The organism is Ochrobactrum sp. C6C9 (assembly GCF_022627935.1).
Classification (GTDB): domain Bacteria; phylum Pseudomonadota; class Alphaproteobacteria; order Rhizobiales; family Rhizobiaceae; genus Brucella; species Brucella teleogrylli.
This window is the reverse complement of the sequence record NZ_JABXGB010000028.1, coordinates 54,111-73,800: the sequence shown is the minus strand read 5'-3', so window position 1 is coordinate 73,800 and position 19,690 is coordinate 54,111. Positions and strand designations below refer to the sequence as shown.

Below are 19,690 nucleotides of genomic sequence, written 5' to 3'. Positions count from 1 at the left end.
CGCAATTGTTTCTCTGTTCCATCTCGTCGCCGAGCCGCACACACAATTCGCTACCATCGCCTCGAAGCTTTCGATGCATGGAAAATTGCGGCCTGTTTCGCCTGAATATCTACGAGCCCCTGGCCTTTCCGGCCAGAGAAACTTAACGTGACAACACCTAGCGAGCAGCCATGGCAATGTCGGGAACGGTAGTAGTCCCGGCCCAACTTCAACGAAGATTGAGCCGGGGTGCTGTTAGTAGTCGGTGATCTTTTTCATGTAGCGGCGACCGTCCAGCATGACCTGTTCACGTTTCGCCGCCAACTTATAGGCAAATTTCCAAAGAGCATCGAAGAAAATCAACGGCACGAAATATCCCTTGAAAGTGTCATCTATGTCAGCGAGATCGAGTTTCGCTGCATCCAGCACCAACATATTGTCCGGCTCGCCGAAACGGTACAGGAAATCCCGGCCACGCTCGGCCAGCGCACGCGTTTCATCGAGCCCAATCATGACGACGAAGCAGGCATTTTTATCGACGACTTCGAATGGGCCATGGAAGAACTCATTGGCGTGGATAGCTTGCGAGTTGATCCACAGCATTTCCATGAGCACGCAGATGGAGAATGAATAGGCTGCGCCATAAACCGGACCGCTAGCCATGGTGTACACGACTTTTTCGCGGCCATAGCGCTCTGCATATCTGGTAAAGGTTTCATCAAAATGCTGCTGACCGCGTTCAATGGCCGGTTGCAGTGCCGGCAGGCTTTCCAGCAGTTTGGGCAGCAGGCTGGTCTTGTCGCGTAAATCGACAATGCCCGCCAGCAACATGTAAAGCACGCTGTAATTGCTGTCGGCACCATCGATCGGGATGCCGGTGGTGTAGGACGCCTGGTATTGCAGCACGTGGTCGGCGGCGGCGGCGAGCGGCGATTGCGGATCCAGCGTCAGGGAGATTACGCAGGCGCCCCGGCGACGGGCATGTTCTGCCGCCCGCACCGTTTCCTTGGTGGTGCCCGTCTGGGAGCACAGAATGACAATGGCATCGCTGTTGAGGCGACGCGGGTCGCGTGTGACGAACTCGTCGCCATTATAGACATCAGAGGTCAGCAGTCCCGAATGGCGATCCAGAAAATACTTGCCCGGATGCATGATTGACAGCGATCCGCCGCAGGCAACCAGAAACACATGCGAAAAATCCCGCTGCGCAAGCGCATTCAAGGTTTCAGCAATATCGGTAGGAAGTTGTTTGGGCATTCTATTCCTCTTTTCAGCGTCTTGAAGAGCCCGGCTGTGCCGATCGGCAGCCGTTCCGGTCCAGTGCAACATTTCCCGGTACCAATCCCGCGATACGTTGACAGTTCTACTTTAGTGTGCGAACGTTCTCACATCTTGTCAATTGGGAAAATAAGAATGATCAAAATCGCGGCGATGGGCGACAATGTCGTCGATTGTTACATTTCGCGTCGGGAAATGTTTCCGGGCGGTAACTGTGTCAATGTCGCTATCCATATGAGCCGTTTTGGGGCCGAGGCGGCCTATATCGGCGTGGTTGCCGCGGATGCGGCCGGAAGGGTCATTCAGACCGCACTGCGCGACGAGGGGGTCGATACTTCGCATCTGCGTATGGAGGCCACAGGCAAGACGGCCTATTGCATCATTGGTCATCGCGGCAATAATGATCGCTATTTCATCCGCTTTGATCTCGGAGTGTCGATGTTTGAGCCGAGCGCTGCCGATATTCAGTTTGCGCGCCGGTTCGATGCCGTCCATATCGGTCAGTCGAGTGGCCTTGACGGCTGGCTGGATGCTATTGCGCCGCAACGCCTGTCCTATGATTTCTCCATCCGTCGCGACGTGGAACACTATCGACGCATCGGCCCGAAATGCTTTCTGGCCGCTGTTTCGGGCGGTGAGCTTTCGCCGGACGAGGTTACGGCGACCATTGGCTGCCTGCGCGAGAGCGGCGCGGATTGGGTGCTGGTCACCCGCGGCACCAAGGGCGCAGTTCTTGCCGGTGCGCAAGGGGTTTTCCATGCCGAAGCAACGCCGATTGTGGCGGTTGACACGTTAGGCGCTGGCGACAGTTTCATCGCCCGCACCCTTTATGGCCTGGTGAAGGGCGAGGCGCCCGCAACATTGCTACAGGCGGCGTCACGCGTTGCTGCGGCGACATGTGGCCAATATGGCGGTACAGGTCATGCCGCGCCGATTGATCTCGGCGAGCCTATAGCCGAGTTGCAGGATTGAGTCGGCTGCGCATGTCTTTTTGAGGTTAAGGCCGGCCAGATCAACCGGGATGGTGGGCGAGCGAACAGCGCGGCTGCCATTCGGCATGCAGCACAATATCCTGCTGCGCCCGATCGGCGCTATCGAGCCGCTCCAGGACTAGACGCGCCGCGGCTTCGCCAACTTCGAGCAGTGGCTGCCGGATTGCCGTCAGTTTAGGGGTAAAGAACGACATCCAGTCCAGATCGTCGAAGCAGACCACGGACAGTTGCTGCGGAATGGAAATATCGAGTTCGCTGATCGCCAGCATGGCGCCGGCTGACATCAATCCATCGGTGGTAAACAGCGCTGAAGGCGGGTTTTCCCGGGTCAGCAACGCGATGGCGTGCTGGCGGGCAATATCGATCGAATAGCTGCCCACCTGGGCAACGAGACTCGGATCAAAGGCGATCCCGGCTTCCTCATGCGCTTCGATATAGCCGAGCAGACGTTGCCAGCTCGGATAAAGCGATGAAATATCGATTTTCTTGTGCTGGCGGTCGTGAAGAAATGCGTTGAGATTCTTGTAGCGGCCATGCTCGAGTTCCGCCAGTACGCCAATGCGACTATGGCCGTCGAGAATCATTTGGGTCACTGCGGCGTGGGCGGCCTGGCGGCCATTGACGGTCACCGAATCTGCCTTCAATCCCTTGACGCGGCGATCGATCTGGACCACCGGACAGCCGCTGGCAACGACATCGTGCAAGTGCTGCGCCTTGAGAATATCACAGGGCGCAATGATGATGCCGTCGGCCTGCTTTTCGCGCAGAAGATCCACTGCCTCCAGCTCACGATCGATCGATTCATCGCTGTTGGTGACGATCAGGCCAAAGCCGCGCGCACGAACCACATCGGAAATACCGCGCAGAATACTGGCGTAAAACGGGCTTTGCATGTCGCCCGCGACAACGCCTATGGTCTTGCTGCGCCCGGTGATAAGACTGCGTGCCAGCAGATTGGGGCGATAGCCCAGCGTATCAGCGGATTTCTTCACCTTGTCGCGGATTTCTTCGCTGGTATAGCCATAGCCGCCCAATACCCGTCCGGCGGTCGCGGTGCTGACGCCGGCCAGGCGCGCCACATCGGCAATGGTCGTCTTGTCGGCGCGTCGTTCACTCATGTCTGCGCGTTCCTTCCAAGCAGTTGCACGCTGCTCAATACCTGTACCGTTTCATAGGCGAAGTTGGGCCTGATCTCAACTTTCAACTTGACGGATGCGATCAATCAATGGCTATATTGTGAGAACGTTCGCATATCATTATCAGCAACGCAAGTAGAAGACGAGCCTCGCACGGGGATAAAATTCCAATCAAAAGGGGAGATAAATGACCAATCGTCGCAAAACCGCATCCCGGCGCATGATGGTAGCGCTGGCGGCGCTGGCCACGGCCGCCGGCATCACCTCGCTGCATGCCGCACCGATCAAGGCACTACAGGACGCTGTGCCGGAGAATTACAGGAAGGGCGTCAAGATTGCTGCCTTCAATGACTGGCCACCGGACGAGTTTGTCGAAGACGGCGTCCTGAAAGGCTGGAGCATCGACATGGCCAAAGCCATGTCGGAACGCATTGGCGTGACATTCGAATTTACCGCAACCAGTTTCGACGCCATCATTCCGGGCCTGGCCAGCAAGCGTTTTGACGCCGGATTTTCTTCCTTCGGTGTGACGCCGGAACGGCTTGATTCGCTTGATTTCATTCCTCAGCGTAAGGAAGGCACTGCCTATGCCTTCTTGAAAGGCAAGGACTTTTCCATCAAGTCGGAAAAAGATCTGTGCGGCCATAGCGTTGCAGTGATGACAGGTGCCTGGGACTACCAATATCTGAAGGAAAAGAGCGCGGAATTGTGCGAATCCGCCAGTGAGAAGCCGATTAACCTGCAGCAATTCACCACCCAGAACGCCGCCGAACTGGCTGTGTCCTCGGGGCGTGTTGAGATGGTGGCGGCCGGATCGGCAAAAATGCACTATATGGCCAAGATTACGGGGCGCTTCAGCGTATCTGAACTGGTCAGCAATCCGGTCTTCAACGGCATTGGCGTGCGCAAGGGTGATGCGCTTGGGCCAGTTTTCCGTGATGCCATCCAGTCCATGATCGATGACGGCTCCTACAAGGAAATCATGGCAAAGTGGGGCGTTGATGGCGCCGGCACCCTGGAAAAGGCGGTTCTGGTTACTAAGGACAATCCGGAGCCAAAATAGTCAGGGCCGATTGAATGAGAACGCCCGTCAGCCGGCGGCGGTGCGAATACAGCCGCGGTCCATTGCGCAAGGGCCGGCCCGGAACACGGGCCGGCGGGTTTGGTAAGTTCGAATACGAATTTCGCTAAACACGATACGGTAGTCTGGAGTAAATCATGGCAAGAACAGCAAAGACGGTCGCGCATCGGCCGGATATACATAGTGTCAAACCGATACCCGTGCGCCATCCGTCTCGATGGATCACCGGCGCCGTGCTCATTCTGATCGCATTGAGTTTTGTCAATATGCTGGCGACCAATGAGAACCTGCAATGGAACATTGTTGTGCGCTACATGTTTCATCCCGACATTCTCGCTGGCTTGGCGCGCACGCTGTTCCTGACTTTTGCCGCAATGATCTTCGGTTTTGCAATCGGCATCATACTGGCCGTGATGCGCCTTTCGGCCAATCCGGTGCTGCAATGGGCAAGCTGGCTGTGGATATGGTTCTTTCGCGGCGTTCCACCCCTGGTTCAGCTGATTTTCTGGTACAATCTGGCGCTTCTGGTTCCCAATCTGACCATTGGCATTCCGTTCGGGCCGACATTGTGGTCCTGGGACATGAACACGCTGATCACGCCGATGAGTGCAGCACTGCTTGGCCTGTCCTTTACAGAAAGCGCCTATGCCGCCGAAACCATCCGCGCTGGCATCCAGGCGATCAATCCGGGCCAGACCGAGGCCGCCGCGACACTTGGCATGACGCGGTTTCAGATCATGAAGCGCATCGTGCTGCCGCAGGCAATCCGTATTATCATTCCGCCGATCGGCAATGACACCATTTCAATGCTGAAATTCACGTCGCTGGTCAGCGTGCTTGCCTTGCCCGATCTGCTCTATTCGGCGCAGATGATTTATTCGCGCACATATCAGACCATTCCGCTGCTGATCGTGGCTACGATCTGGTATCTCATCCTGTCAACCGCCCTGACTATCATCGAACACCATATCGAGAACCACCTGAAATCCCGGCAGATCACCCGTTCCGCGTCATTCCTGTCCAGACTGCTGCCCTTCAAATTTGCGCTTGGATATCAAAAATGAATGAAACGCCCGCGAGCTTGCCACTGCTGCAGGTGGAAAGACTGACCAAATCTTTTGGCAATCACCGGGTGCTCGACGGCATCGACATAACGGTGGAAAAGGGGGACGTGACCTGCATTGTCGGCCCATCCGGCTCCGGCAAAAGCACATTGCTGCGCTGTCTGAACTATCTCGAAGTGCCGGATTCGGGTGCCGTGTTGCTGGAAGGCGAGCCGATCGGCATGCGTTGGCAGGGTGAGCGGCTTTATACGATGTCCTTCAACGAACTGGCACGCCAGCGCCAGAAAATGGGCATGGTGTTCCAGGGCTTCCATCTCTTCCCCCATAAGACCGTGGTGGAAAACATCATCGAGGCGCCTATGATCGTGCGTAAGATTAGCCGTCAGGCGGCCATTGCTGCGGCGATGAAGTTGCTGGAAAAAGTCGGCCTTACCGAGCGCGCGAATTATTATCCCGACCAGCTCTCCGGTGGGCAGCAGCAACGCGTGGCGATTGCCCGTTCATTGGCCATGCAGCCTCGGCTGATGCTTTTTGATGAACCCACATCAGCTCTTGATCCGGAACTGGTCGGTGAGGTTCTGGCGGTGATGCGCCAGTTGGCCGAAGACGGCGTGACCATGATTGTCGTCACGCATGAAATGAACTTCGCCCGCGAAGTCGCCGACCACCTGATTTTCATGGATGGTGGCGTGATTGTTGAATCCGGCCCGCCTAAAAAGGTTATTGGCAATCCACAACATCCGCGTACTAAAAGTTTTTTGAAGCGCGTGGCGTGACAGGAACGAATGATGATAATTCTCAATGCACAGCAAACCGAAGCCGCGCTCGATTATCCGGGATTGATCGAAGCCTTGCGTCAAGCGCATGCGAGCGGCAAACGACCGCAAAGCGACACGACCGTGCTTCAGGATCGGAAAAGCGCAGACAACCAGTTTGTGTCCCTGGTAGCTTGGCTCGAAGGGGAGGCGGTTGCCGTCAAGCTGGTCGGTGTTTTCCCTGCGAATGTCAAACTTCCTGTGGCCCAACCTTCGATCCAAGGCACGGTAACGCTGTTCAGCGGTCAGACCGGCGAAGCACTCATGGTCTGTGATGGCGCCATTGAAACCTTCAAGAAGACGGCGGCAGATTCGGCACTTGGCGCCAGCCTGCTGGCGCGCAAGGACGCCCGTACCTTGCTGGTGGTTGGTGCCGGGGGGCTAGCGCCCCATGTGGTGCAGGCTCATTGCGCCAGCCGACCGTCGATCGATCAAGTCTTTATCTGGAACCGCAACTTCGACAGGGCGGAAAAACTTGCCAGCCGACTTGACATTGCTGGCGTCGACATCGTTGCCGTGGAGAATCTCGATAACACAGTATCGATGGCGGACATCATATCGTGTGTCACCATGTCGACCAATCCGCTGGTTAAGGGAAAACTCCTCAAAGAGGGCGCTCATGTCGATCTGATCGGTGCCTATATGCCGGACATGCGTGAAGCCGATGATGACGTGTTCCGTCGTGCCGGACGGGTATTTGTCGATACGCGCCATTGCTGTGATGGTTCGGGCGAACTCGGAATTCCGCTCGCCACTGGACTGATCAAGCATGAGCAGATCGAAGCTGATTTGATTGAGCTATGTCAGTCAAAACATCCGGGCCGCAGCGATGATCGCCAGATCACGGTCTACAAGAATGTCGGTGGCGGGCATCTCGATCTGTTTACCGCGCAATATCTGTACAGCACTTTTTAGCGGCGGTGGGGCACGTTTAACACACACGATATTGAACACCGGATGGTTGCGAAGGCCCGTTGTTGACTGGCAATCAAAGCTCTCTACGACCGCTTTACGCATTCATCTTCGCATTTAAAACGTGTCTGTCTGTTTCCAATAGCAGACATTCCGCTGAGCAACTGAAATTAACATTCATTCTGAAGGATCTGTTGCAAACGTTTCGTCAACGAGCATTGATATAGGGTTTCCAGCTCTCTAGAAGCTGGATTATTCGATGTTCAAAGGCCATCATTTCGATAAGTCCGTCATCCTTCTGTGTGTTCGATGGTACCTGACTTACAATCTGAGCTTACGCAATCTGAAAGAAATGATGGCCGAGCGCGGCATAACGATGGACGAATTCGGTCTGCATGATTATGCTCCGCTTAGCGTATTCCCTGGGAATATTTCTGACATTAGATCAGCAATTCACCCGCATTATGCGAACATAAAGAAAACTTTTGCTTAATGCCATCACCGCCAGCGCTTAACTGTGTGGATATCATTACGACGCAGGAAGGCGAATTTTCGCTCATGTTCTGTTGAGAGAGCGGCTGCGTGCGGCACCGCTCCCATAAGGTGGCTAATGTTGGGCGCGGTTCTCTTCACGCTTCCATCCAGACCTGATTGAGTATCCTGGCGGCCAGCGCGGCCTTATCCTGGGGCAGAAATCTCCCATAGTGGCTCGCCACCATGTCCGGCGTATCCTGGATTGCATAGCTGGCCTGTTCGTAGGAGCCGGTTTGCTTCAGAATATGAGTAGCCGGGACGTCCCGGACATTGTGCGGACCATGCGGAAGCAATCCTCTTATCGCGCCGCGGTCCGTATAAGGATTATAGATACCGTATCGCTGAATTGTGAGCCGCCAAGCCTCGTAGAATGTCGTTTGATCATAGTCTGCATCCTTGCTGTTTGTCTTGACTGTTTTGACAAACAGCGTGCCCGGATCGCGGGCATTTCTCAACAAGACCGCCCGGTGCCGTTCAATGTATTCATTCAGGAATTTATAGAGGTCGAGCAGATCGGGTAAAACCAGACGAAACGGCTTCGCACCAAAGAAAGACGAATTTGAATTCTTGAACGCATTGGAAGGTCACTCCTCCGAGAGTGCCGCAATTCTTTCGAGAATAAGCTCGCTTGCATCCAGAATATCTTTAGCAAGCGCTGCTTCCGCGGCCTCCGCATCACGCGCTTGGATTGCTTTCACGACGATATAGTGATCTTCAATCATGTGACGGCCGCCATACTCATATATGCCTGCAATCAGCGGACCCATCTGGAGCCAAAGGGTTCCAAGGATTGTAATCAGCGACGGCATCCGCGCAATTTCTGCAAAAGCCGAGTGGAAAATCTGGTTGCACTCTAGAGCATCTTCCCAGCGCTGCTCCTTAATCGCGATCTCGTTGTCACTAATAATGGACCAGAGCCGGGCAATATCTTCGTGTGTCGCTGCAACAGCAGCGCGGCTGACCGCCAGCCCTTCCAGTCGCACCCGAATATCGCGTATCTCGCAATAGCGTTCCGGTGTCAGGATGGGCACGCGCACGTCGCGCGGTGTTTTCTGGATGAGGGCGTTGTCCTGAATGAGCCGAAGCAGTGCATCGCGAACCGGCGTGACCGATGTGCCCAGCGAAGCCGCCAGCTCGCGAATGGTCAGCCGCGTGCCGGGGGCAAACTTGCCACGCATCAAGGCTTCCGAGAGTTTGCGATAAACGACATCGCCTAGGTTCTCGTGCACTAGAGTCTGCAATTCAGCAATTTTGTGCATGCGTGCGCTCTCCACTAACATCCAATATGGCTTTTTATCATATTTGTAGTTTGATGCATCAAATATGTTGCACGAAGGTAAAGTTATCTATAGCTTCCTTTAAAAGAACGATCAGCCTCCACGATTTCGTGTGTCGACAGCATAAGCTTTGCTGTCTCGGGCTGCATCTGGAAATAAGAGGCCGTAATAGCCGGTCCACCGGCTTTGAAAGGGAATTACATGACGAGACAGCCCAATTCCGTTGAAGCTCGCGACATCGCCTATCATTTCCATTCCAACACCAATGCGCGTCGTCACGAAGAAATCGGCCCAGCGGTGATCGAAAAGGGTGATGGCATCTACGTCGAAGACAATAACGGCAAGCGTTATATCGAGGCGATGGCGGGCCTTTGGAGCGTCGGCGTCGGCTTTTCGGAAAAGCGTCTTGCAGATGCTGCGCACAAGCAGATGTTGAAGCTGCCTTATTCGCACACTTTCACGCACCGGTCGCATCCCCCCGTCATCGAGCTAGCCGAAAAGCTGATCAGCATCGCGCCGGTTCCCATGAGCAAGGTCTATTTCACCAATTCCGGCTCGGAAGCTAATGACACCATCATCAAGATGTTGTGGTTCCGCGCCAACGCCATGGGCCAGCCACAGCGCACCAAGGTCATCGGTCGCAAGCGCGGCTATCATGGTGTGACGATTGCATCGGCAAGCGCCACCGGCCTGCCGGTCAATCACAACTCGTTTAATCTGCCGCTGCCGGGCTTCCTGCATACGACCTGCCCGCATTATTACCGTGATGCACTGCCGGGCGAGACGGTCGATGAATTCACCACGCGTCTTGCCAAGGATCTGGAAGACATGATCCTCGCCGAGGGACCGGAAACGGTTGCAGCCTTCATTGGCGAGCCGGTGATGGGGGCAGGCGGCGTCGTTGTTCCGCCGGAAGGTTACTGGGAAAAGATCCAGGCCGTGCTGCATAAATACGATATTCTGCTGATCGCCGACGAAGTGATCTGCGGCTTTGGTCGTACCGGCAATATGTTCGGCTCGCAGACCTTCAATATGAAGCCGGATATTATGACGCTGTCGAAGCAGATTTCGTCGTCCTATCTGCCGATCTCGGCTTTCATGTTCAATGACCGCGTCTATCAGCCGGTGGCGGATGAAAGTGCACGCCTTGGTGTATTCGGTCACGGCTATACGGGCTCGGGTCATCCGGTTGCGGCTGCGGTTGCGGTTGAAAACCTCAAGATCATCGAAGAGCGCGATCTGGTGACCAATGCGCGTGAAACAGGCGCCTATATGCAAAAGCGCCTGCGTGAATTGGCCGACCATCCGCTGGTTGGTGAAGTGCGTGGCGTTGGCCTGATTGCCGCGCTTGAACTGGTTGGTGACAAGGCAACCAAGGCGCCACACGAAAAAGTCGGCACACTGGGTGGTCTCGCCAATGCGGCGATGTTCGGCAATGGCGTCATCACGCGCAACATGGCCGATGCGATTGCGTTTTGCCCGCCCATGATCATCACGCCTTCGCAGGTGGATGATGTTGTCGCGGCAACGAAGAAGTCGCTGGATGAAACGCTGGCCGCAATCGGTCGGGCTTAAAGGCAAAAATCTGAACGAGCGCACCGGGCTTTAATAGCCCGGTGGCGACATGCATTAAAATGTGATTGGATACATTTGAGGCTTATAAGTAGATTATTCAGCGTCAAATGAGAAAAAATAAAACATAATGTATCCAATCTCATTGACAGGGTGGTCATTCTATATAAGCGTTAACGAATAAAAGAAGGCAAAATCGCCTCACAAAATCAACCGCAGAGGGCAAAATGGGAGCTCGTCTCGATATGAATCTGAAATATGCTATTGGCTCGTCCATACTGGCGCTGGCTGTCTCGTTTTCAGCAACCGCACTTGCTGCAGATGGATCCGGAAAATGGTGGCCCTTCAAGATCCAGTCCGCGAAGGACGGTGATCTGAAGTCGGTCTCTGAAATTGAATACACGCCGCTGGAGAAGGCAGAAAAGCCGTGGAACCTCTGCGTTCTCTATCCTCATATTCAGGATGGCTACTGGGTGTCGGTCAACTACGGCATGGTAGAGGAAGCCAAGCGTCTGGGCGTCAATCTGACGATCTATCAGGCTGGCGGCTACACATCACTTCCCAAGCAAATCTCGCAATATGACGATTGCGTCGCGGCCGGCGCGGATGCCATTCTGATTTCGCCAATCTCGGAAGCGGGCGTCGCTGCGAAGATCACTGAAGGCATGAACAAGGGCATCGTCAATATCGCTGTGGCGAACCCCATTCTCGAAACGCCGATCACTGCCCGCGTCACACCAGACTTCTATCAGAAGGGCTATCAGACCGGCGAGTATGCCAAGAAACTTCTTGGCGACAAGGAAGGGAAAGCAGTTGGTTTCCCCGGACCTCAGGGTTCCGGATGGGCGGAAACCTACATGAGCGGCTTCCGGGATTCCGTCAAAGAAGGCAATATCAAGTTGCTGGCCGAGCAGTTTGGTGAGGCCAGCGTTCCAGCACAGTTGCGTCTGGTAGAAGATGCACTGCAGACCTATCCCGATATGAACGTGATCTGGGGTGGGGCCCCAACTGCCGAAGCTGCGATTGGCGCGGTGGAAGATGCCGGGCGTGACGATGTGATGATCGTTTCGTCCTATGAAAACCAGACGATGCTGGATGCGGTCAAGAGCGGAAAAGTTGTTGCTTTTGCAACTGAGTATCCGGTCATGATGGGTCGTATTGGCGTTGATCTTGCTGTTCGTGCCCTTGAAAAGAAACCGCACGAGAAGGTGCTGCTCGTTTCTCCTGGTATTGTCACGAAGGACAATATCGACAGTTTTGATACGACGCAGATCTTCGCCCCAGCCAATACGCGTCCGGTATTTTCGGTCAACGCCAAGTAGGCTGCGTTTTCAGGCAGTTTCGCCTTTCAACAATGCGACGTCGTCTGGCCTCGAAAGAGGCCGGGCGGGGATCATTGATCGGGAATGAACATGCTTCACATCAAAGGGCTGACAAAGAATTTCCGCAACATTGCCGCGTTGAGCAACGTTGAGCTGCACCTGAAGCCTGGCGAGGTCCATGCGCTTCTCGGTGAGAATGGTGCGGGGAAGTCGACGCTCATCAATTTGATCGTTGGAACTTTCGAGCCGTCGGCGGGTGAGCTGACGGTGAATGGAAAGACCTACAACAAAATGAACCCCGCACTTGCGCGTGAACTTGGTATCGCGTCGGTGTTTCAGGAGTTCAGCCTTGTTCCGGATTTGACGGTACTGGAAAATTTGTTTTTGGCGCGCGAAAAGAGTGGCAGGCTTTTCCTCAAGAAAGCGGCTATGCGCGCCGAGGCCCAGCAGTTGCTGGATGAGCTGGAGTTTAATGTTCCGCTGGATGCGATGGTCGGGCATCTGTCGCGTGCTCAGCGGCAAATGATCGAGATTGCCAAAGCGCTTCGGCTTGACCCTAAAATTCTCATCCTTGATGAGCCGACGGCATCGTTGACTGATGGTGAGGCGGAAAAGCTGTTCCGCACTATCCGGCGATTGAAGGAAAAGGGCGTCGGCATCATTTACGTATCCCACCGCATGGCGGAACTACGCAATCTCTCTGATCGCGTGACAGTTCTGCGTGGCGGTAAATATATCGGAACGGTGAATACCGGTGAGATCAGTGACGAAGGTTTGATCGAGATGATGATCGGACGCCCGGTCTCGGAACTGTTTCCAAAGATCACAACCAGTCCGACCGAAGTTGCTCTGAAGATCGACAGGCTTTCGGTTGAAAACGGTACTGTCGTCGATGCCAGCATTTATGCGCGAGCGGGTGAGGTTGTTGGTCTTGCCGGTTTGGTCGGTTGTGGGCGCTCGGAATTGTGTCGCGCCATCTTTGGTCTCGAAACGATATCGTCCGGACGCGTTGAACTCCATGGCAAAGTGGTAGAGCGTCCGACGCCTCCAGTCATGCTGGACAACCATCTTTGCTATTTTCCTGCAGACCGTGGCGAGGAAGGATTGGCCTTGATCCGCCCCGCCCGCGAGAATGTAACCATGGCTGGCTTAAACCTGCCAAGTCTTTCCATTGGCCCATTCTTCAAGCACAGAAAAGAAGCGTCAGTGGTCGCTAGTCCGCTGAAGGAACTGGCGCTTAGCCCCTTCGATCCCGAAAGGCGTGCGCGAGCATTTTCGGGTGGAAACCAGCAGAAAATCATGCTGGCGCGCGGTCTGATGAAGGATTTCGACGTCTGTATTTTTGATGAGCCCACGGTGGGGATCGATGTGGGCGCCAAGGCCGATGTCTACCGATACATCAAGCGTCTCGTGGAGGGCGGTGCCTGTGTCATTGTCTCCACTTCGGAATTGCCCGAGCTGATCAATCTGTCGACACGCATTTATGTCATGCATGAAGGTCGGATCATGGCGGAAATCCAGGAAAATGAAAAATCCGAAGCGAGCGTATTGTCTCACTATTTTGGGGAAAGCGCCGGGAAGGAACTGATAGCATGACGGATACCGTCGCCCGACAAGCTGCCCCTCATAGCGGGCCGCATTTTCTCCAGCGGTTTATCGCCAGTGGCGGTATCGTGTTTACGTTCCTGGCATTGTCCCTGATCATTACCTCGCTGATAGCGCCGAGCTTTTTGAACCGGCTCAATCTGATCAATGTGATGAGAAATTTCTCATTTCTGGCGCTGCCTGCTCTCGCGCAGATGCTGGTTATGACAATCGGCGGCTTCGATCTCTCGGTTGGTGCTGTCGTTGCCGGAGGAACATTGGTTACAGCCACGATCATGCTTGTCGTGGGACCCATGTTTCCGGGAATGGAACTCTACGTAACATTGCTTGTATTATTGGCTGTCCTCGCACTTGGTGGACTGGTGGGGCTTATTAATGGTGCGTTAGTTGCGACCTTTAACATTTCGCCCTTCATGGTCACGCTGGCGGTGACTTCCATCATCATGGGCGTCGCGCTTTATTTCACGCAAGGTATTCCTGTTTACGGCGTGTTTGACGGCTTTATCAAAGGCATCGGTCGAAATCAGATCATGAACATACCAGTGATCATGATCATCGTTCTTGCCGTCGCGATACTTTGTGTCGTGATGCAGCGTCATACAGCTTTCGGACGTCATATCTATGCGGTTGGCAGCGATCCCCGTTCAGCACTTCTTTCCGGCATCAAGGTCAAGCGTGTGATCGTATCCACTTATGTGCTTGCCAGTGTTCTCGCGGCTCTGACCGGTTTTCTGATGACGGCTCGGCTTGGGTCCGGGCAGGCTACCATCGGCAGCACGCTGGCTATGGAAACAATCGCCGCTGCTGTTATTGGGGGCGTGTCACTGCGTGGCGGGGTAGGGCGAGCGGAACTTGTTGTTCTAGCAGCATTGTTCCTGACGGTGATCGGCAATGCGATGAACCTGCTTCAGATAGACAGTAAATTTCAGACGTTGATGCTTGGCGCGGTGTTGATCGGCGCTTTGGGGATCGAACGTTTGCTTCAGGTGAGGAAATGACCATGTCCGACACCACGACTTCCCGGCCTGTCATCAAAAGATCCATGTCGATTTCACATCGCCTCACCAGCCTGGTTTTGCCGCTTGCAATCCTTGCCACTCTCCTGTTGTTCGGCTTGGTGGAACCGCGCGTCTGGTCGCTCGGCAACATCCAGAACATCGTCGTGCAGGCGAGTTTTCTTGCAATCTTTGCGATGGCGCAAACCTTCGTCATTTTGACACGCGGTTTCGACCTTTCGCTTGGCTTCAATATTTCATTGATCAGCGTGGTTTCGGCCATGGTGATGGTCAATGGTGGTGACGGCACGTCCGTATTGCTTGGAATGGGCGCAGCGCTTCTTGTCGGAGCAGCAATCGGCCTGACGAATGGCGTGCTCATCGCCGGGTTCCAGCTCAACGCTTTGGTGGTGACGCTGGGTATGGCCAATATCATCCTTGCTCTGGCTTCGACTGTCAGCGGTGGCTTCCCGATTACTGGCTTGCCTCCAGTCTTCAACGCTGTGCTCTCGCAAGGAAAATTCCTTGGTCTGTCCGCGCCCATATGGGTGCTTGCATTGGTCTTCATTGTGCTCGGTTTTATCCTGACCGCCACCAAATTCGGTCGTAGTCTCTATATCATCGGTGCGAACCCCAAGGCTGCGCGGGCGGCCGGTATTCGGGCAGCGCCTGCTGTCATCTTGGCCTACACCGTTTGTGGGCTGCTGACGGCCATTGGAGCGATTATGCTGACGGCACGTACAGGCTCTGGCGAACCCAATCTTGGTGGAAATCTCACACTGGAATCCATCGCAGCGGCAGTTGTTGGTGGTGTGCGCCTTACCGGTGGTGAGGGCGGCGTGACCGCAGCCCTGATTGGAGCACTTTTCATCACGGTTCTTTCCAACGGTATGAACCTCATTCAGGTTGATGGCTATCTCCAGCAGATATTCCTTGGCCTCATCATCATCGTTTCTCTGGTCGTCGTACAGCTGCAGACACAGCGTTAGTCCAGGGCTTTCGTATTCGCATTACGGGCGGCTTCGCCGTTCATTTATCGACCCCAAAAGAGATATCTTGAGGATCAAATGACATATCAGGTTTGCATCGATATTGGTGGTACCTTCACGGACTGCCTTGTTTCGAACGAAAAAGGTGAAATCTCGATCTTTAAATCGCCGACGACACCGGGCGAATTCGAGAAGGGGTTTATCAATGTCCTCCATGTTGCCGCCGAAGGTTATGATCTAACCCCTGATGCCTTCTTCAAGCAGGTCGACCTTATTGTGCATGGTTCCACCGTTTCGACCAACGCATTGGTTGAGCGTAAAACCGTCAAGGTTGGACTGATCGTTACCGAGGGCCATCAGGATGTACTTGTTCTGCGCGAAGGTCCACGCAAGGGGGCGTTTCAGTGGCGGCTGGATTATCCCGAAGCTTATGTGCCGCGTCACCTGACACGCACCGTCAGTGAACGCATTGATGCGCGTGGACGCGTAGTCACGGCGCTCAATCGCGATGACGTTGTGAAAGCAGCGGAAGACTTCAAGAAGCTCGGAGTCGAAGCGATTGCCGTAGGTCTGCTGTGGTCCGTGGTTAATCCGGAACATGAGTTGGAAATACGCCAGATATTGGAAGAGAAGCTGCCGGGCGTCGCCATCACGCTCAGCCATGAAATCAATCCGATGCCGCGCGAATACAAGCGCATCATCGCCGCTGCAATCGATGCTTCGATCAACCCCATCGTCAAGCGCTATATCGAAAAGCTGCGCCTTGCACTGGACGAGACCAACTTCGGCGGTGAGTTGCTGCTGGCTAATTGTGTTGGCGGTATGATGCCGGTTGCAGAAATGATCCGGAAGCCGATTTACTCGGTCATGTCGGGTCCGACTCTTGCTCCAATGGCCGCGCTTGCCCTTTCCGACGAGCCAGACATTATTGTGGGTGACATGGGTGGAACGACATTTGATGTTTCCGCTTTGCGCAACCATCAGATCATTGTGACGCCTGACAGCATGATCCATCATGACAGTCTCGGCATTCCCAAGGTTGACGTGCGCTCGGTGGGTGCCGGTGGGGGGTCAATCGCGTCGGTAGATGCTGGCGGTCTCTTGCATGTTGGGCCCCATAGTGCAGGCGCGCGTCCGGGGCCTGCCTGCTACAACAAGGGTGGCGAGTTGCCGACAGTTACTGACGCCAATGTCGTTCTGGGGATTGTCGATCCAGACTATTTTCTGGGCGGCAAAATGCAGTTGCGGAAGGATTTGGCCGAACAGGCCTTGTCGAAGGTTGCAGGCGAGCTTGGGGTTTCCAATGAGGAAGCTGCCTATGCCATCTACACGACCTCGAACCACAACATGGTGGCCGCAATTGAAGAAATCACCGTGCGCGAGGGAATCAACCCGCGTGACAGCTTCTTCGTTTGCGGTGGCGGTGCAACCGCTATACATATAGCGGAGATGGCCGATATTCTCGGTCTGAAACGTTATATGATCCCCCGCTTCATGGCCGGTCTTTCGGCTTTTGGCGGTCTGATCTCGGATATCCGTCGCGAGGATACCGGCGTGCTTTTGACCTCGAGCGAACGCTTCGATCCGGAAGGTGTCAACGCAATCCTGTCGCGGCTGATGGAGTCCGGCGACGGGTTTCTTGATGAGGCCGGTGTTACGCGTGAGAACCGGCGCTTCGAATTCAGTTTCATGGGACGGTATGAGTATCAATCCTTCGAGATTGAAGTTCCGTTCACGCCTGAAAATGGCCAAGTCACGCAGGCCCAATTGGCAGAATTCGTTGAAGCATTTCACAAGATGCATGAACGCATTTATTCCATTCGCGCGGATGGTGATGTGGTCGAGTTCACAGCCTGGAAATTGCGTGCGATTGGCAAGCGTACCGGACAGGACGTTTGGCTCAGCCATACGCTGCATAGTCAGGACGGTGCGGTCCAACCGAAGGGTTTCCGCAATGTGTACAGCCACGAAATCAAGGCGAAAGAGGAACTGCCGGTCTACGAACTGGCGGGACTTGGCGCTGGCGCGCAACTTGCAGGGCCGTGCATCGTCGATGCCGAAACCTTTACCGCCTACCTGAAGAAGGGGCACGACGCCACCGTGGATACATATGGCAACCTTGTTGTCCAGGTAGCCTGATCAGAAAGGTTCAGTGATGAATATGAGCACAAAAATATCTGATACGGGTGCGGCCCGTCGCGTAGATCCGTTTCTTATGTCCGTTCTCAAAAGCCGTTTTGAGGCTGTGGTGCGCGAGATGACGCTTGTCGTCATGCGCGCGAGCCGGTCGGCTGTTATCAAGAACGCGCGCGACTTTTCCTGCGCTATCCTGACCTATGATCATCGCCTGGTATCGGTTGAAGACGCTTTGCCTATCCACGTCATGTCGATGGATTTGGCGACACGCCCGATCACTAAACTCTTCGACGATATCAAGCCGGGTGACATCTTCTTCAACAATTGTCCTTTTACGGGCGGCACGCACCATGCCGACTTGATTGTGGCTATGCCGGTTTTCTATCAGGGCAAACCGCTATTCTGGATGATGGCACTGTCGCACCATGCTGATACCGGTGCGCCGACGCCATCAACCTATCTCCCATTCGCGAAGAACATCTTTGAAGAAGGGATGCACTGGCCCTGCGTGCGCATTGCAGAAAACTACAAGGAAAAGGCGGATATTCTGCGCATTGGCTCCATGCGCAATCGCGTGCCGGAAATGTGGCTTGGCGATGTGCGTGCACAGATTGGAGCCTGCCGCACTGGTGAGCGTCGAATTCACGAATTGCTGGAACGCTATTCACCGGAAACGGTGATGGACTTCGTGGAAGACTGGTTTGATTATGGTGCGCGATGCGCAAAGGCCGCCATTGCGAAGCTTCCTGCTGGTCAGTACAGCTACGAAATTCGTCACGACCCGGTGCCCGGCGTTGCCGACGAAGGCATTCCCGTCAAATTGACCATCAATGTCGATCCTGAAAAAGGCGAGATAGTCGTTGATGCGCGAGACAATATCGATTGCGTTCCAGGCGGCCTTAATCTGTCAGAGAACACAGCGACCGGATCATGCCGCATTGGTGTGTTCAACAATCTTGATGAAAGCGTCCCACATAATGAGGGCGCGAAATCCCAGATCAAGGTATTGTTGCGAGATGGTTCCGCAATCGGCAGGCCCAAATATCCTGTTGGAACTTCCGTTGCCACGACCAACGTCAATGACCGGTTGATGATTGCTGGCAATGCGGTGTTCTCCCAGATGGGCGCGCCATATGGTCAAGCCGAAAGCGGCTCGCATCTGCCAGCAGGTGTTGGGGTCATTTCAGGCCAAGACCCGTACAAGGATGGCAAGGGCTATGTGAACCAGGTCTTTGTCGGATATGCCGGTGGAGGCGCTTTGCACGGCCATGACGGCTGGCTAACCTATTGCGGCCCGGCAAATGCTGGTTTGATCCAGCTGGACTCTGTTGAGGTCGATGAATCGATGTATCCCATCATCATCGAGCGGCGCGGTGTTGTTCAGGACTCGCAGGGTTATGGTGAGTTTGAAGGGGCACCGACAGTTGGCGGCGTTTTCTACCCGCTCGACCATGATATGACGATTGTCTACGCCGCCGATGGCACGACCTTCCCGCCACGTGGCGTCTTGGGCGGCGGTACGGGCAAGGCTTCGGAAACGGTCAAGATTGTGGGCCAAGGCAAGGAAGAAACGCTGCCCGCTTTTGCGGAAGTCGTCATTGAAGACGGAGCGAAGATTGCTTTTACAGCTTCGGGCGGTGGCGGTTACGGCGATCCGCTGAAACGCGATCCAAAGCGCGTGCTTGCAACCGCAAACCGTGGCTGGTTGTCCCCGGAAGCTGCCGAAAAGGTCTATCGCGTTGCTTTGGTTTCCAATGATGAGGAACCGGGCACCTTCAAGATCGATCTCGAAAGAACGGCGAGCCTCCGCGCTTAGAGCATCAGCAGACTATAGCGAAGATAGGCCCCCGCATTGCTGACTGTGATGCGGGGGCTATTGTTTGAGCTAGAGCATTTCCAGCAAAAGTGCTTAGCGTCTACACAGGGAAATCAGTCCACTGGACTGATTTCTGATCTTGCTTCGATGCGTGGGATAATGCTTAAAAACAAATAGATAGAGCGGT

The 19,690-nt window shown here is 54.7% G+C and carries 15 protein-coding genes and 2 pseudogenes; 13 read left to right on the top strand and 4 right to left on the bottom strand.

The genetic code is table 11. The features are described 5' to 3' along the window. Positions 1-234: 234 nt before the first annotated feature. Entirely contained in the window at positions 235-1,236 is a 1,002-nt protein-coding gene (locus tag HWD97_RS19815; RefSeq protein ID WP_036586989.1) for an SIS domain-containing protein, read from the bottom strand. On the opposite strand from HWD97_RS19815, the gene HWD97_RS19810 reads away from it, so the two are divergent. Next, positions 1,168-2,229 carry a PfkB family carbohydrate kinase gene (locus HWD97_RS19810; RefSeq protein ID WP_319081128.1) on the top strand — a complete coding sequence of 354 codons (1,062 nt, stop codon included), beginning with the start codon at positions 1,168-1,170 and terminating at the stop codon, positions 2,227-2,229. The two genes, HWD97_RS19815 and HWD97_RS19810, sit on opposite strands and share 69 nt — an antisense overlap. 40 nt (positions 2,230-2,269) lie before the next feature. Here the strand turns inward: HWD97_RS19810 and HWD97_RS19805 are convergent, their stop codons facing one another. Beyond that, positions 2,270-3,367 (bottom strand): LacI family DNA-binding transcriptional regulator, encoded by a 1,098-nt coding sequence (locus HWD97_RS19805; protein ID WP_109365697.1) that lies wholly within the window; start codon positions 3,365-3,367, stop codon positions 2,270-2,272. Positions 3,368-3,572: 205 nt separating this feature from the next. Here HWD97_RS19805 and HWD97_RS19800 point away from each other — a divergent pair, with 205 nt between their 5' ends. From HWD97_RS19800 to HWD97_RS19780, 5 genes and pseudogenes are all read left to right on the top strand, one after another. After that, positions 3,573-4,448, top strand: a complete 876-nt coding sequence (locus tag HWD97_RS19800; protein WP_109365698.1) for a transporter substrate-binding domain-containing protein — start codon at positions 3,573-3,575, stop codon at positions 4,446-4,448. A 155-nt stretch (positions 4,449-4,603) separates the two neighbouring features. Next, entirely contained in the window at positions 4,604-5,530 is a 927-nt protein-coding gene (locus HWD97_RS19795) for an amino acid ABC transporter permease (protein ID WP_051517825.1), read from the top strand. Next, positions 5,527-6,306, top strand: coding sequence for an amino acid ABC transporter ATP-binding protein (locus tag HWD97_RS19790; protein ID WP_319081130.1), 780 nt, complete (start codon positions 5,527-5,529; stop codon positions 6,304-6,306). The genes HWD97_RS19795 and HWD97_RS19790 overlap by 4 nt, the downstream gene beginning before the upstream one ends. 9 nt (positions 6,307-6,315) lie before the next feature. Beyond that, positions 6,316-7,260 carry an ornithine cyclodeaminase family protein gene (locus HWD97_RS19785; protein ID WP_051517826.1) on the top strand — a complete coding sequence of 315 codons (945 nt, stop codon included), beginning with the start codon at positions 6,316-6,318 and terminating at the stop codon, positions 7,258-7,260. 256 nt (positions 7,261-7,516) lie between these two features. Further along, a pseudogene (locus HWD97_RS19780) lies at positions 7,517-7,654 on the top strand (IS6 family transposase); the annotation flags it as partial. 232 nt (positions 7,655-7,886) lie between these two features. On the opposite strand, the pseudogene HWD97_RS19775 reads toward HWD97_RS19780, so the two are convergent. Both HWD97_RS19775 and HWD97_RS19770 read right to left on the bottom strand, forming a co-directional pair. Then, positions 7,887-8,375: pseudogene (locus tag HWD97_RS19775) on the bottom strand (hypothetical protein); the annotation flags it as partial. After that, on the bottom strand, positions 8,376-9,050 hold the full coding sequence (locus tag HWD97_RS19770) for a GntR family transcriptional regulator (RefSeq protein WP_109365702.1): 675 nt from the start codon (positions 9,048-9,050) through the stop codon (positions 8,376-8,378). A 219-nt stretch (positions 9,051-9,269) separates the two neighbouring features. Here HWD97_RS19770 and HWD97_RS19765 point away from each other — a divergent pair, with 219 nt between their 5' ends. From HWD97_RS19765 to HWD97_RS19735, 7 genes are all read left to right on the top strand, one after another. Next, a complete protein-coding gene (locus HWD97_RS19765) occupies positions 9,270-10,643 on the top strand; it encodes an aspartate aminotransferase family protein (protein WP_109365703.1) in 1,374 nt (457 codons plus the stop codon). 224 nt (positions 10,644-10,867) lie between these two features. After that, a complete protein-coding gene (gene torT / locus HWD97_RS19760) occupies positions 10,868-11,962 on the top strand; it encodes a TMAO reductase system periplasmic protein TorT (RefSeq protein ID WP_244597018.1) in 1,095 nt (364 codons plus the stop codon). A gap of 90 nt (positions 11,963-12,052) precedes the next feature. Continuing rightward, on the top strand, positions 12,053-13,558 hold the full coding sequence (locus tag HWD97_RS19755; protein ID WP_109365705.1) for a sugar ABC transporter ATP-binding protein: 1,506 nt from the start codon (positions 12,053-12,055) through the stop codon (positions 13,556-13,558). Further along, positions 13,555-14,565 (top strand): ABC transporter permease, encoded by a 1,011-nt coding sequence (locus tag HWD97_RS19750; RefSeq protein ID WP_109365706.1) that lies wholly within the window; start codon positions 13,555-13,557, stop codon positions 14,563-14,565. Before HWD97_RS19755 ends, HWD97_RS19750 begins: the two co-directional genes overlap by 4 nt. 2 nt (positions 14,566-14,567) lie before the next feature. Next, entirely contained in the window at positions 14,568-15,551 is a 984-nt protein-coding gene (locus HWD97_RS19745) for an ABC transporter permease (RefSeq protein WP_109365707.1), read from the top strand. A gap of 78 nt (positions 15,552-15,629) precedes the next feature. After that, positions 15,630-17,690, top strand: a complete 2,061-nt coding sequence (locus HWD97_RS19740; RefSeq protein ID WP_109365708.1) for a hydantoinase/oxoprolinase family protein — start codon at positions 15,630-15,632, stop codon at positions 17,688-17,690. Between the two features lie 76 nt (positions 17,691-17,766). Further along, positions 17,767-19,503 carry a hydantoinase B/oxoprolinase family protein gene (locus HWD97_RS19735; RefSeq protein WP_244597019.1) on the top strand — a complete coding sequence of 579 codons (1,737 nt, stop codon included), beginning with the start codon at positions 17,767-17,769 and terminating at the stop codon, positions 19,501-19,503. Positions 19,504-19,690 lie beyond the last annotated feature (187 nt).

What these genes read in the sequence shown, in the direction of transcription:
- HWD97_RS19740 (WP_109365708.1), top strand. Translation starts at nt 15,630, where the DNA reads ATGACATATCAGGTTTGCATCGATATTGGTGGTACCTTCACGGACTGC.
- HWD97_RS19785 (WP_051517826.1), top strand. Translation starts at nt 6,316, where the DNA reads ATGATGATAATTCTCAATGCACAGCAAACCGAAGCCGCGCTCGATTAT.
- HWD97_RS19815 (WP_036586989.1), bottom strand. Translation starts at nt 1,236, where the DNA reads ATGCCCAAACAACTTCCTACCGATATTGCTGAAACCTTGAATGCGCTT.
- HWD97_RS19795 (WP_051517825.1), top strand. Translation starts at nt 4,604, where the DNA reads ATGGCAAGAACAGCAAAGACGGTCGCGCATCGGCCGGATATACATAGT.
- HWD97_RS19765 (WP_109365703.1), top strand. Translation starts at nt 9,270, where the DNA reads ATGACGAGACAGCCCAATTCCGTTGAAGCTCGCGACATCGCCTATCAT.
- HWD97_RS19755 (WP_109365705.1), top strand. Translation starts at nt 12,053, where the DNA reads ATGCTTCACATCAAAGGGCTGACAAAGAATTTCCGCAACATTGCCGCG.
- HWD97_RS19790 (WP_319081130.1), top strand. Translation starts at nt 5,527, where the DNA reads ATGAATGAAACGCCCGCGAGCTTGCCACTGCTGCAGGTGGAAAGACTG.
- HWD97_RS19770 (WP_109365702.1), bottom strand. Translation starts at nt 9,050, where the DNA reads ATGCACAAAATTGCTGAATTGCAGACTCTAGTGCACGAGAACCTAGGC.
- torT (WP_244597018.1), top strand. Translation starts at nt 10,868, where the DNA reads ATGGGAGCTCGTCTCGATATGAATCTGAAATATGCTATTGGCTCGTCC.
- HWD97_RS19800 (WP_109365698.1), top strand. Translation starts at nt 3,573, where the DNA reads ATGACCAATCGTCGCAAAACCGCATCCCGGCGCATGATGGTAGCGCTG.
- HWD97_RS19805 (WP_109365697.1), bottom strand. Translation starts at nt 3,367, where the DNA reads ATGAGTGAACGACGCGCCGACAAGACGACCATTGCCGATGTGGCGCGC.
- HWD97_RS19745 (WP_109365707.1), top strand. Translation starts at nt 14,568, where the DNA reads ATGTCCGACACCACGACTTCCCGGCCTGTCATCAAAAGATCCATGTCG.
- HWD97_RS19735 (WP_244597019.1), top strand. Translation starts at nt 17,767, where the DNA reads ATGTCCGTTCTCAAAAGCCGTTTTGAGGCTGTGGTGCGCGAGATGACG.
- HWD97_RS19750 (WP_109365706.1), top strand. Translation starts at nt 13,555, where the DNA reads ATGACGGATACCGTCGCCCGACAAGCTGCCCCTCATAGCGGGCCGCAT.
- HWD97_RS19810 (WP_319081128.1), top strand. Translation starts at nt 1,168, where the DNA reads ATGCGAAAAATCCCGCTGCGCAAGCGCATTCAAGGTTTCAGCAATATC.